7 protein-coding genes are annotated in these 14,043 nt (G+C 45.9%); 1 reads left to right on the top strand and 6 read right to left on the bottom strand.

What is annotated here, in order from left to right:
• Positions 1 to 26: 26 nt before the first annotated feature.
• The 4 genes from VC28_RS04560 to VC28_RS04540 form a co-directional block, all read right to left on the bottom strand.
• Positions 27 to 1,544: a family 16 glycosylhydrolase gene (locus tag VC28_RS04560; protein ID WP_049629606.1), complete on the bottom strand. Its 1,518-nt coding sequence runs from the start codon at positions 1,542 to 1,544 to the stop codon at positions 27 to 29.
• A gap of 219 nt (positions 1,545 to 1,763) precedes the next feature.
• Positions 1,764 to 3,350, bottom strand: coding sequence for a thaumatin family protein (locus tag VC28_RS19260; RefSeq protein WP_049629605.1), 1,587 nt, complete (start codon positions 3,348 to 3,350; stop codon positions 1,764 to 1,766).
• Between the two features lie 457 nt (positions 3,351 to 3,807).
• Positions 3,808 to 4,293, bottom strand: coding sequence for a VOC family protein (locus VC28_RS04545; protein ID WP_049629603.1), 486 nt, complete (start codon positions 4,291 to 4,293; stop codon positions 3,808 to 3,810).
• 194 nt (positions 4,294 to 4,487) lie between these two features.
• Positions 4,488 to 6,263 (bottom strand): cellulase family glycosylhydrolase, encoded by a 1,776-nt coding sequence (locus VC28_RS04540; protein ID WP_231591649.1) that lies wholly within the window; start codon positions 6,261 to 6,263, stop codon positions 4,488 to 4,490.
• A 420-nt stretch (positions 6,264 to 6,683) separates the two neighbouring features.
• On the opposite strand from VC28_RS04540, the gene VC28_RS04530 reads away from it, so the two are divergent.
• Positions 6,684 to 7,847, top strand: a complete 1,164-nt coding sequence (locus tag VC28_RS04530; RefSeq protein WP_049629601.1) for an AraC family transcriptional regulator — start codon at positions 6,684 to 6,686, stop codon at positions 7,845 to 7,847.
• Between the two features lie 9 nt (positions 7,848 to 7,856).
• Here the strand turns inward: VC28_RS04530 and VC28_RS04525 are convergent, their stop codons facing one another.
• Complete coding sequence (locus VC28_RS04525; protein WP_049629600.1) at positions 7,857 to 9,038, bottom strand: SGNH/GDSL hydrolase family protein; 1,182 nt, start codon at positions 9,036 to 9,038, stop codon at positions 7,857 to 7,859.
• 150 nt (positions 9,039 to 9,188) lie between these two features.
• Complete coding sequence (locus tag VC28_RS04520) at positions 9,189 to 13,970, bottom strand: galactose-binding domain-containing protein (RefSeq protein WP_156184283.1); 4,782 nt, start codon at positions 13,968 to 13,970, stop codon at positions 9,189 to 9,191.
• Between the last annotated feature and the right edge of the window lie 73 nt (positions 13,971 to 14,043).

The following is a 14,043-nucleotide window of genomic DNA, read 5'->3' as shown; positions in this document are numbered from 1 at the left end:
ATTTGAATCAAACATGATCAATAAAATTATTGATAAACACGCACATAATCCACATACATGCGTTGCGGGAACACACTGCCTGCATCCGGGCTACCTGGCCAGGTTCCACCTACTGCTACGTTCAGCAATAAGAAGAATGGATTATCAAATACCCAAGCGCCATAGTTTTGTACTTGTGCGCGAGTAACCGAATAGAACTGGATGTTATCGCGGAACCAGCGAATGCCATTGGTATCCCACTCAACAGCGTACACGTGATAATTCACATCCACATACTCGCCTAAATTATGCGTACCCATGAATGGTGTATTACCTGAGTAGCCTGGGCCGTGAATTGCACCGTGAGTAGTCGTTGGTTCAAAACCGACGTGCTCCATAATGTCGATTTCACCTGAGGCAGGCCAACCTACTGAACCCAGGTTAGAACCCAACATCCAGAATGCAGGCCAGATACCTTGTGTTTGTGGCAACTTCAAACGCGCTTCAATACGACCATATTTAAAGGTTTTTTTATCGCGCGAAATCATACGGGTTGATGTGTATTCACAACGGCCATACCAACAATTGTAATTCGCAGGGTTATCACGGCGAGCTTCAATCACCAACACATTGCTACCAGCTTGTGCATCGAACTGAATAAATGCGTTTTGCCCGCCAGTGTAATACTGACGCTCGTTATTACCCCAACCGCCACCGCCGGTTTCAAAAGTCCAGTTCGCGGTGTTGATGCTGTTGAATTCATCTGCAAACACAAGTGGACGGCTGTTAGACGCAGCACGAATCACAACAGAGGTCACGTTATCGTTAAACCCTTCGTTATTCAGGCAATCATCATCAGCGGTGACAACACGTGATGTACCGGTAAAGTTATCGCCTTGATACAGCACTGCTTCATAACCGGCAGACACACGAATGGATGACATATCATTATCAACAAAGCCGCGCGCTTGTAACGCCGCCAGGTTGTATGAGCCAACATCCAAGCCAACTGACCAACCGGTGTATGGGCAGTGCTGGAATACTGTTGCACGTGCAGTACCCGATCCGTTTGATACGACTTCAATCCAGTTAAAATTCCAGCCGTTAGTTTTTGCAAAAACGCCTAGATTATAAGTACCTGCATTGATGTTGACGGTGCGTGTTACCGTTGTCCAATTTTGCCAGCCGCCTGTTGCCGGAATAATAAAATCACCCAGCACAATAGCGCCGCCATTTAAATCCGCTGACGCGGTTGCACCATTTGGCGATGCCACACGCATACGGATGGTGTAGCTGCCCGTTGTTGGAATCGATAAATTATTGTACGTAAGCCATTCATTCGCTTCGATCCAACCCACGTTATAGCCACCGCCGGTATCGCTAGTTGCTTCGATATCGACAGCATCACCACGGAAAACACCGCCGGTATTACCCGGTGTAGTATCGTAAAACGCGTTGTAATTTTCTGCTTGATAGACCACTGCCTGTGCTGCTGATGAAAAACCAATGCAGGCGCAAAATAACGCAGACAGGTATTTCCATCCTGTTAACTTTTTATTATTCATTACGGGTACCTTTATCAAGATTGATGAGTTAATGGTTTTGCATCGCTGAAAGATCTGCATGCTTCACCACTTTGTTATTACTACTTTTTTTATTGTGCCCCCCTCAACAACAAAACCTGTGCGATAAACATCGCACAGGTTTTTATCCTTCCTTTTAATTCACACTTTTCATCCAGAAAATATTTTTTATAAATTATGCATATCACCTTGTGCATGGCATTAACGTGGGCAATAGAAGGTCACTTCATACACTAAGTTGGTTGCTGCAGGGCAACTGGATAGCCCTACTCCATCGTCATAGGCGTAGGCATAGGTATCGCAATGGGAATGAACCATGTTGCGATACTTGGTGCGATCTGCAGGCCCCGCCATACACTGCTCTGGTGAAATAGGCGGCGTTGGGCAGGTATACATCTGCGCTTGGGGATCTGCCGGGTTGTATATCGGCGTAGTCGATGGCCAATTGCGATACGTGAGTTTCGCAGCAGGTGAATAGCAGCCGGCTTGTGCACCTGTGATTGGATTCGTCGCAATTAAATTCACATTCGCAAGCGCAGGATAACGGCCATCTGTGCTCAAATTTTCATTGGTCGGACAATCGGAAATGCGGATTGTCGAGCAATCAATTACACCACCAGGAGGGCCACCGGGACCAAACACAGGTGCAGGCTGTGGCCCTACCGGGCAATTACCTTTCACCACCACTTTCATGGGCGCGGTGTAACCATCTACAAAACTGTTATTCCACCAGTCGCCGCGCCCCAAAGGCGTACCTGGTGCAGAAGGGTTTTGTGCGCATTGCGCGTCGCTTACACCAGGAATACAACCAAATGACGCTTCAAATTTGGAATCGATGGGTGGTGCACAACCGCCAGCAGGACAAGTAAAACCTAAACTTGCAGGGCCACCGCTCGCGCCTACCCGACAATTATGGCCGTTGGCATCGCAGCCAAAACCTGGCCAGAAACGCATACTGGGCAAACCTTTATCGGGAATATCGTATTCCACTGAACTACCAAGGCTTGGCAATCGCAAACGATTGGCACCGTTGAAGGTAACGCCCGGTGCAGTCAACCATTGCACCCACATGGGATCGCCACAGCCATTAATAATTTTTAAACGCTTGTGTGTACCGTTGGCAGTGCCAGGTGTGCCCGGATTAGTCGTATTGATTGCACGTACAACAACGGAGCTGGCCGCATCATTAAAATTATCGTTGACGAGACAATCATCGTTGCCCGACTTGGTGATCACAGTGCCGCCAAAATTATCATGCTGATAAAGCAGGATTTCGTAACCGCTGTTCACCTGTAGTGATGACACATCATCGTTACGCACACCCAATCCTTGCAGTTGGCTCAACGTATAACTGCCTACGTTCAAACTGGCCGTTGTGCCGCCGTAATTGCAGTGCTGGTATAAACGCGCAACGCCAGACGGTGGTGGTGTGGTTGGATTTGTCAGTGTGAATTGAACCCAGGCAGTATCGGTTGCTCCACCGCTGGTATCGCCGATGGTAAAAAAATAGCGAATCACTGAACCGGTAGCGATACCACTTGCTGTGTACTCATGGTTTGTCCCACTTGCAGTCATGCGGATATTTTGCTGGTTGAGACCATTTACGGTGTAATGCACATCAGCCCAAGGAGCAGCTGTCACATAAAATTTCACACTCGTTCCTGTCAGGACAGTGTGACCAGATGCTGCGAATACAGATTGAGAAAAAAACAGGGCCGCCAACAAATATAACCACATCAGCACCCTGAGGTTGATCGCCGAATTTGCTTCTACTATTTGATTAGACATGGTTTTCTCCAGATAAAGCCTCGCTGGCGCATGGTGTAAACACCATACGGGAAGGGATACATCAGATGATTAAACCGAAAATGTGCCCAGTGTTTTTGTTATTTTTGTGTACAGCCGCTGTTGCACGAAAACGAGTATAAAAAAAAGTAATAAAAACTCAAAGAATGAAAAGAATCAAAAAAAACCAATAGATCAAAGCATTTTTAATATAAACATAAAGATCATAAAGTCGAACCTGAGCAATAAGAGCTTCCCACTTTCGTGCGCGTAATCTGAAACAGTTTTTTGGTTGTTATGCGAAATATCGTTACAAAAATTGTGATGGAGACAACTCTCCTTGCGGATTTGGGTAACAGTTCCGCTGCAACACTGTAAATTGGGCAAACAATGGCGCAGCGGCATTCGACGTGAATCGAAAAATGTACCATGTTGCGCCAAACGTGAATCGGCACGCGTGCTAGCCACGAAGTGCCTTTTCTATTGTCGCAATATCAATTTTTCGCATAGTCATCATTGCATCAAATGCACGTTTTGCCGCTGAAGGATCAGGATGTGTAATGGCTTGAATCAACACTGCCGGGGTGATCTGCCAGGAGATTCCCCACTTATCCTTACACCATCCGCATTCACTTTCTGCACCACCGTTATTAACAATCGCATTCCAATAGTGATCCGTTTCCGCCTGATCCTGGGTGGCAACCTGAAATGAAAAGGCTTCCGAGTGTTTAAATGCAGGCCCGCCATTGAGTCCGATACATGGAATACCCATCACAGTAAAATCAACGGTTAACACGTCACCTTGCTGACCTGATGGATAATCTCCAGGAGCCAGATTGACAGAGGTCACATAAGAATTGGGAAATATGGATGCGTAAAAACGTGCAGCCTCTTCGGCATCGCGCTCGTACCATAGGCAAATGGTATTTTTGGCCGGGTTAGACATATCTGTACTCCTTTAAATAGGTATTGACGGTTATGAATTTAACCTCACAAGAGGTATTCATTAGTCGTTCGACTCTATGACATTTCGACACAAAATAAAAAAACAGCGTAAAAAAAGGGAGCCATATGGCTCCCAATGAGTTCGCTAGATCGATAAACGATGTCGCGGAGAGACGTTGGTTTTTACTGAACTGTTTAGCGTTTTAGTTGCAGGGATAACAATTCGTAGCCGCCCGCTTTGGCATGTATCCGAATTTTGTTGGTGCCTTGTAATAAAGTAATTGTGCCAACAGCAACCGACTGCCATTTATCAGATTGGCCAATGGCCGCTTCGCTCGCCGAAGGCGCATTATTAACACTGACGGCGATGCGACCGGTATCCGTTGTGGATTTAACTTGGGCAGTTAATGTGTAGCTACCCGCTTTATCGGCTTCGATGGTGTACTCAGTCCACTCACCGGTTTCGATATGGTTAATGAAGTAAGCTTTTTTAGCGTCATCCCACGCGATATCGACGCCTTCATTGCGGTAAGTCGTTCCGCGGTTCCAAGGCATACGCTCACTGCCGGCAGAGATATGGTAATTGGCGGAATCTTTATCAAAATACGCGATCCCACTGTGCCCCATATCGTAATCTACCGCGGCAAGATTACCGCCTGATTTGGCAATGCGATGCTCTTTAAAAGGCATATTCAGTTTGGAATAGGTTTGACGGAACATCGCATCAATCACTTCTGGGTGATATTGCGTGTTTTCAAAACGGATATCGTGATTCGCTAATTGCATCAGCGCTTTTTTGGCTACCGCTGCGGATGGTTTCTCGCCTTTGCCATTCCAATAATCAACCAACGCCAAATAGCCTGCGTTAGGTTTTACTTCCAAAGGATTATTGAACCCGAGTTTTTTCAGCGGCCACCACGCCCAACCAATACCTTGGGATTCAACCAATGTAATCGCGTCGGTAAACCACAGATTGGAGTTTTCCCCCGACTCACCCAGCCAAATGGGCATGTTGTACTTTTCGCGTAATTCGAGATGGCTTTTAATATCGCCAAGGGTGTTGTTGTTCCAATATTTGTGGAAGCTGAGCACCATGTTGTTATCCCATTGCGGCAATACACCGGCGTAATTATTACCCCAGCAATTACCTTCAATAATAATCATGTGCTTGTTATCTACCGAGCGGATGGCTTTGGTTACATCCACCATTAATTTTTTTAGCGGTTCATTTTTAGTTTCTTTGCAACCGTTTTTATCATCGGCACTTTCAAAACCCCAGTTAGGTTCATTGATAATGTCGTAAGCACCAATCGTGGGTTCATTGGCATAACGTTGCGCAAGCTTGCGCCACAGCTCAACCATTTTTTGCTGGTTGGCTTCACTCTGCCAAAGCGATGGCGTATTGGGATTGCGATCTGAAATGGCAAAGTCGTTGCCCTGCCCGCCCGGTGCAGCGTGTAAATCCAGGATCACATACATATTGTTTGCTTTCGCCCAAGCAACCAATTGATCCGTCATCTCAAAGCCTTTTTCCAACCAGGTGTTCTGCCCTTTTACGGGCTCTTGTTCAATTGGCAAAGTGTAGAGATTAAAGTGCATTGGCAAACGTACCGAGTTAAAACCCCACTTGGCCATTGCATCGATATCCGCTTTGGTGGTGTGGTTAGCAAGCCATGCATCGTAAAATTCTTGTGTTGCTTCTGCGCCTATCAACTCTTCAATTTTTGCGCGCATGACATGTTGTTGGCCAAGATTGCCCAATTTGAGCATGTAACCTTCTTGTAGCATCCAGCCCCCCAAACCCATGCCCCGCAATAGCACTTTCTCGCCTTGTTCATTGACGATGTATTGCCCATCCGCGCGCAAATAACTTTGTTGGGCATTCGCTGTAGATATCAGCGATACGGTGCTGCTTAACCCAATGCACGCAGCCAACAGTATTTTTTTAATAGTGAGTTTTTGTATGTTCACAGAAGTACCTCTAAAGCGAATTATTGTTTGTAATACCGACGCTAGCACCGGCAAAATCATACGCAGCCCTATACTAGTGACGACACATCAAAAGCGCGTTCGAATAAACTTCAGGATGAACGATTCCGCTCCCATCTTTTCGAACCCGACAAGTGGGAAGCAGCTCAAAGCAATAATTTCCCAGACATCTCAACGACTTAGAAAATTTGTAAAATTTGAGAGCGCAACTGTAAAGAAATGTTGCATGCAATATTTGTCAGACTTATTTCAACGAAAAATTTCAACCTTAATTGAACAAGGCACAGCACTACATGAGAAAACGACATAAACTTTGATAAGTTTATGTCGTTGGGAAAGAGCGCTTGGCATATACTGGCAACTTGAATTACAACAATAACTTACACACGATCAACCACAGCTATGAACGAAACCGTATTTAATATCCACGATCTGGTATTGATGATGACGGCTTTGCAGTGTGCCTGCTTTGCCGTCTTACTCTTGGTCACTAACCCTCCAGCCAATAAAAGCAATTATTTTCTTGCGGCTTTTTTGTTGGCGCATGCGTTTATCCCAATCCATGAACTGATTTTATGGGGTGCCGATTTCAAAATGATCGCGCTCAATAATTATCCCCGTTTATTTTTATGGATAGGCTTTGGCTATTATCTGGATGCAGCCCTGCTTTATTTTTATATCAAATCACTGGTCTACCACGATTTCACCTTACACAAACGCGATGCTTTGCATTTAATCCCATTGGGATTATTTGCCCTGTTCCTCGGGCTCACCTTTTATACGCACAGTCTGGAAGAGCGCATACTGCTGATTGATGACGATATCTACATGTATAGCCCTGGCTATTTACTGGTCGATTTTTTATGTAAGGCTGGACGTATTGGCTATTGTGTGGCGTGTTTGGTCTTGATTGCCAAATATCGCAACCAATTAAAAACAACTCACTCAAATATTGAACGGGTAGACATTCGTTGGTTGATATCACTAGTGATTGGCTTTTTGATTATCACCGTTACCGAAGCTGCACTTGCCTGCGCAAAATTACTTCACCTGTTTATAGGCTTTCACCCGCACTGGTTTGAAGTGATTGGGTTAACGGGTTATTACGTCGTCTTTGTACTGGTGCTTGCGCTGGTATTCACCAGCATCCGCTACTTCTCCGGTTTTGTGACCATCAAACAAAAAGACCCGCTTAAAAAGCCAACGGAGGAAAAACTACTCAACACCGGATTTGCCGAAAAAATCGATGCCATGATGCGCGAGCACAAACCTTATCTGCAGCCAGATATAACACTAGACATGCTCGCCGAGACGCTCAAAATTCCATCGCGCGATTTATCTCTGGTGTTTAACCGCCATTTCGATAGCAATTTCTATGAGTTTATTAACCGCTATCGAATTGAAGAAGCCAAAAAAATGTTGGCCGATCCAAAGCATAAATCCAAAACCATCACCCACATTTATTTGGATATCGGATTTAACAGTAAATCGGTATTTAACACCTTTTTCAAAAAACATGTAGGCCAAACACCTTCAGAATACCGGCAAGAGCATCTACCGCATTAAAGGGAAAGATTATTTCCCTTTCCAGATTTCAGGGGTCGCGTTGATGAAGTCAACCAGCATCTGACTCACTGCTTGGTGATCTTTTACCGAGGGGTGCCAGTGGCAGCTCGTCAACTCCATGGGGCCAGTAGTGAGCAATTGCACTCTGGTTTCACCACGGGTTTTCAACTGTTCTTTCACTTTCGTATGCTGCTGAAGCAACTCGTCTGACCCCATACTGGGCACCACTAAAATCAAACCTGCTCGCGGGTTTTTCTTTCTCAGATCAAGAATAAAAGCCGTGTAGTTTTCTATATAGTCACGTTGCAGGGCTTCACGGTTTTTCCATTTTTCACCCGGATTCAAGGGTGTAGCAAAATCATTTCCGCCAAGTTCCAGAACAATAATATCCGGAGACCACGCGCTTTCGTATTTATTCGTTGTATCGCCAAGTATCGTATAAGGATAAAACTGCACAAAGTTTTTGTCTGGAAAAGCACCATTATAATTACGCACTACGCCACTGCCAGAAATCGCATTGATTTGATAGTCGGCATTGAAGTGTTTTGCAGTGAGTGCGCCAAATGTCTGATGTGTGTTGGTTGTGCTAAAAATCGCTTCGCCATCACATTCGCGGCTTGTGGATAGGTTAGCGTAACCAGCGGAAAATGAATCGCCAATAAATTCTATGCTTCGCTGCCGCGATGCAGGCGCTAAGACGCTTTCTTTAGCGCTTACATAAAACCCCTCAAAAGTACCTGTCCCGACGTGAGTTTCAGTCCGTTTTTCAAGACGAACTTTGTGTCGCCCTTCACCGAGGTTGTTGAGTGAATACGTTGTCTTGCCAGGCCGGTTCAACACTATGGGTTCTTTATCATCAATGATGATATTAAGAATATTGTTAGTATCGTTTAACCTGACGTCCAGCGCTGGCCCATTAAATTCTGCTTCAAAATAAACACCGGGCCACGAATAAGTATAGGTTGTTAACTGATCCTGTTTTTCAACCAATACACGACCACTGTAGTGCACGGGTAACACATACTTGTCTGTTTGCGCAGTAGCAACATTGGAAAGCGGCTCTTTTGAAAACCTTTCTTCTGACAACACCTCTGCTGAAAACACTTCTCCTGAAAAAAACTGCCCTGAAAAAAGTACTGCCGTCACTGTCACCCATTGAATAAACGTTGTTCTTTTTAATAACACTTGCATAGCTCCTTCCTACTTTTATTGATATTCAGTTTTGAATGCAGGCGGAGGTTAGCAGTAATAACAGCGTTTTTCACTCAGGATGAAGGAATAAAAAAACCGCGTGCAATTGCTTGCACGCGGTTTACATTTTCCAGTGTGGTCAACTATCGATTAGTAAACCTCAAAATCCCACAACGAAATACCATAACCACTTGAGCGGGTCACACTCAGGATACGCACATAGCGGCCACTTGCCGATAGCAAGTGATCATCAAAACCGCCATCACTATTGGTTTCCGCTTTTACGGTAGTCCAGTTGGTAGCATCGTTAGATACCTGAATGTTGTAGGCTTTTGCGTAAGCACCTTCCCATTTCAGCGTTACACCATTCACACTCATGGTGCTGCCCAGATCGACATAAATCCACTGCCCATCCAAAAATTGACTACTCCAACGGGTGTTGGTGTTGCCATCGACTGCAAAATTGGCAGCAGTGCTCGCGCCTTCAATGGTGGACGCTACAGCGGTTTTGTTTAGTGCTTTATTACCCACTACAGCAGGAGTGCCGTGAACCGCAAACTCATACAATGAATAACCGTAGCCTGTACCACGCGCAATACCGAACATACGCACATAACGACCGGTACCGGTAATGTTGAGTGTTTCCACACCACCATTGCCATTTGTCGTGCTGTAAATTCTGGTCCAGGTTACTGCATCGTTAGAGGTTTGGATTTCATAACTTTTGCCGTAGGCACCTTCCCAGCTCAACACCACTTTGTTGATGTCATAGGCTGCACCAAGGTCAACATAAATCCATTGTGCATCGCTCCACTCACTACCCCAACGGGTGCCGGCATTGCCATCAAATGCGTTAACAATTGGCAGTCCCGCTTGTGTTGTTGATGCAACTGCAGGGCGATTCAGCGCAAGGTTTGTCGATGGCGCAACCGAGCTTGCAACTGAACTTGCTACCGAACTTTTAATAGAGCTAGCAACAGAGCTTGGAGTTGAACTCGCAATTGAAGATGCAACAGAACTTGATGCCACTGGGTTGTTGTTTACCTGGAAATCAAACAACGAATATCCGTAGCCAGTGCCGCGCGCCGTTCCGTACATACGCACATAGCGGCCAGTTCCATTCACATTCAATACTTCACGACCACCCGCACCCGTTGTTGTTTCATAAACGGTTGTCCAACTTGTACCGTTGGTTGATGTTTGGATCGCATAGGATTTTCCGTAAGCCGCTTCCCAATGCAACACTACCTGATTGAAACTGTAGCTCGCACCCAAGTCCACCATAATCCAGGTAGGATCAACTGCATTACTTGCCCAACGGGTTGTTGCACTTGCATCTACCGCATTACTTGCCGCCCATGCTTGACCTTCTGTTGTTGAAGCAACAGCCGGACGATTCAGTGCAAGGTTACCAACCGGATTCACAATCGCACTGCTGGTGCTAGATGAAGAAGATGTTGCAACTGACGATGTTGTTGCCACACTGCTTGAACTTCTTGATGACGATGAAGGCGCAATGCTGCTTGAACTTCTGGATGAAGACGATGGAGCAACGCTGCTTGATGACGAGCTGCCAGCACCTGCGATAGTAAACTTCATCCAGTTCAGGTTAATTGCCTGATTGAACACCAAACGGATTTGGTGCGCGCCGCTGGTCAGTGCAAGTTGTGCAGTTGCATTGCCCCAGGTTTGCAATCCACCGGTTGAGGGAACGTTAATTGTGGTGCGCTGTACGCCATCGACCAACACATTAATAGTACCCGCTGCTGCACTCGCTACACGCAAATTAATATCGTAAGTATTGGCAGCACCATTTACGTTGTACTCAACCCAGGCACCGGCACCAACATCACTCAAGTTCAGGAAACCGGAAACGTCTTTGGTTTCTTCAACACGCAATGCATTGCGCGCAGCATAATTTTCAGCTTGCACTAACTTCGGCAAGGTATGTTTGCTCGCATCGCCATGCAGCGGCATATTCACATAAATACTACCGAGTTCAGTAAGCACACCGGATTGACGATAATCAAACAAACCGTTGAACGGATGGCCATTGCGACGACCAGTGAACCATGCATAGCGTTGCATATCAGGGTTGTTTTCAAATGAATCCACTACCTGAATCAACATGCGTTTTTGGTCTTCAAGTGTTTTTACGGTTTCCCATGCAGAGAACTCGGTCATCCAGATGGGTTTGCCGTATTTTTTGAATTCATTCACGTACCACTCAATACCATTTACATCTGGCATGTAGGCGTGAATTGACAGTGCATCTACTTTACAGGTTGGGCAGAGTTCAAAGAAATCATCAAAGTAATCAAATGGACTGTAATAAGTGGTTCCGTTTTCTGTCACGCAGTTACCACAGTAGTTCATCGCCACGCTGACAATTTTCAAACCAAATTCATTGGCGATGGCTTCCAAGCGCGGCCACTGCGCAACAGCTTGCGATGGCGTCATGTTCGCTTGGTCAATAAAGTTAGGTTCGTTAAACGCGAGGATATATTTCACATCCGGATGCGATGCAATGTACGCACGCAATTCTGCATCATTGAAATTTCCATTCCATGCCATAGGCACAAATTCAACACCAAATTGTTGGTAGATATTTTGGATGGAAAGATCCGGCTTGATACTCCAGTTGTACCACCAGCTAATACCTTTGGACATGACTGTCATATCATCAACTGAGTGTGTGCCATAACCCAAACCGCGCTTCGCACTTTTTGCGCTGCTAAAATCTTTATCGACAAAAATAAACGTTCTTGCAGTAGAAGTTAATTCGCCATCGCTTACGGTGAGAGTGACGTGATAAGAACCTTCATTGGTGTAAGTGTGGTTAAGCGTTGCGCCGGTACCGGTTGTGCCATCACCAAAGTCCCAGGTGTAAGTTAAGGCATCACCATTCACATCGACTGATTTGGTGCCATCAAACGTAATAACCGCCGGTGCAATTCCACCGAGGATGGATGTTTTGATTGCGGCAGAAGGCGCGCGGTTGACCACAGTGCCGTTAGTGCCGGGATCTTTTGCTTGCTGACCACCTGAGATGTATACGTCATCAATGCTGATACCGGCAGTCTCACCACCACCCAATACTTGCAGCAACTGACGTACATCAAACAAATCCAAATCTTTTGCGAGTTCACTCATCGGGATCTGAATTTCATGCCATTGGCCATCGCGTACAAAACCGTAAGGGTCACTGCCCGCTTTGAAGTTAATCCACTTCTGGCCAATTTCATTTAACGCACCACTTTTGAAACCAATTTGGAAATCACCGGTGTGCGTGGTTTTCATGGAGAAATGCAATTTCGCATCGGCATTATCAAACGCGGTGAGATTAAAACCATCACGCGCGGTCAAGCCCATGCCGTACCAACCTTTGCCGGTTGATTTCAAATGCAACGCCGAATTGCCTTCTTTATTTGCACCGCTTTCTAATGTGAGTGTGTTATCCCACAGGAATAAATCGCCACTCACACCAAATGCAAATTCACCCGCATTCTTGTGCTCCGGGGTTTCAGTGTAAATACCAAAATTGCCAAACTCTGGCGCTTGCAGTGCAATGCTTTCGGTTAAATAAATATTGTCGAACGCAATTTCCATCGTCGCTGAAGGGCCAGGACCGAATACGCTGAACAAGGTTTTGATGGTTTCAAAATCGAGGTTGCCAAATTTGCTTAATGGAATTGCAACATGATGCCATTCACCATCACGCACTAAACCATATTGGTCACCGCCTTCATTGAAATCCACTTTGCCATCACCACCGGATGTACTGGCAAGGCCGATACTAAAACTGCTGGTGGAATTGGTTTTAATATCCAAATGCAAATAGCCATGTTTGTAATTGCGCAGGTTTTGGTCTTTGTGCACCAAGCCCATACCCCACCAATTTCCCGCTGCAATGGAATACGCCAATGCACCACTGCCTTCAGATGGCGTGGTCGCGATATTGGTCATGTTGTTCCAAATATATAAATTGGTGCGATCACCCCAATTCAGTTCGTTCAACACTGGAGTTGTTTCTGTGCTGATACCAAAATTACCCGTCGGCAAATTATCGTTGGCCACATGCAGCTCAGTGCTGTCATTCGCATAGAGACGTACATAATCCACGTACATTTTTGCGGGGAAAGGTGCGGTAATTTGTGCGGGGTCAGTGATCTCAACAAAATTCCAACCACCGACGGCAAGATTCAAAATAATCGACGCGGGATTGTCACGGAATTCCGACATGTTCGGGTCGGTAATGTCCATTGTGAAGTAAGGGTTGCCATCCACACTGATGGTGACATTGGAGGGAGTCCAATCCAATTTATAGGTGTGGTAGTCATCGTAAAAATTCGTTGGCAGTTGCGTTGATTGCGCATGATCTGCTTGCAACCAATCACTCCAGGTACCGCTTTCATGCCACCAGTGCAGCGCAGCTGATACGGATTTATTGGCAGTGCCATCGGTCAGTGCAGATTTATAACCCGCTTCAAGGATGTCCCACTCGCCGGATTTTGGCCAACCATCCAAACCAAAGTTGGTACCCAGCATCCAGAATGCGGGCCACAAACCGTTATCGACACGAGGTAATTTAATACGCGCTTCCAGAGTGCCGTATTTAAATGACATACGGCCGTTGGTGTGCAAACGCGCTGAGGTAAATTGTTTGCCCTCATAGGCTTCGCGTTTGGCTTCAATGACGAGCTTGCCATCTTCAATGTAAGAGTTCTGGCTGCGTGCGGTGTAATGCTGCAACTCGCCGTTGCCATTCCCATCGCCGCCCACTTTGTAGGACCAAATGGTGTTATCGATTCGCGTCCCGTTGAATTCGTCCGACCAGATAGGGGTTGATTGGGCTGAGGCGGGGACAGTCATCGCGAGATTGACACCCAGAGCCAAAGCACCAAGGCTTAAGCACCGTAAAGGAGTTTTCATGGTGGATACCTGCATCGTTATGGTTATTGATTACTGTAGTGACCAGCTGCTAATTATTCTTATTAGCGATTAA

Source organism: Cellvibrio sp. pealriver, assembly GCF_001183545.1.
In the GTDB taxonomy this organism is placed as follows: Bacteria; Pseudomonadota; Gammaproteobacteria; order Pseudomonadales; family Cellvibrionaceae; genus Cellvibrio.
This window is presented reverse-complemented; position numbering and strand designations above follow the sequence as displayed.

Coding starts and splice junctions, on each gene's coding strand:
- VC28_RS19260 (WP_049629605.1), bottom strand. CDS start 3,350: ATGTCTAATCAAATAGTAGAAGCAAATTCGGCGATCAACCTCAGGGTG.
- VC28_RS04520 (WP_156184283.1), bottom strand. CDS start 13,970: ATGAAAACTCCTTTACGGTGCTTAAGCCTTGGTGCTTTGGCTCTGGGT.
- VC28_RS04530 (WP_049629601.1), top strand. CDS start 6,684: ATGAACGAAACCGTATTTAATATCCACGATCTGGTATTGATGATGACG.
- VC28_RS04525 (WP_049629600.1), bottom strand. CDS start 9,038: ATGCAAGTGTTATTAAAAAGAACAACGTTTATTCAATGGGTGACAGTG.
- VC28_RS04545 (WP_049629603.1), bottom strand. CDS start 4,293: ATGTCTAACCCGGCCAAAAATACCATTTGCCTATGGTACGAGCGCGAT.
- VC28_RS04560 (WP_049629606.1), bottom strand. CDS start 1,544: ATGAATAATAAAAAGTTAACAGGATGGAAATACCTGTCTGCGTTATTT.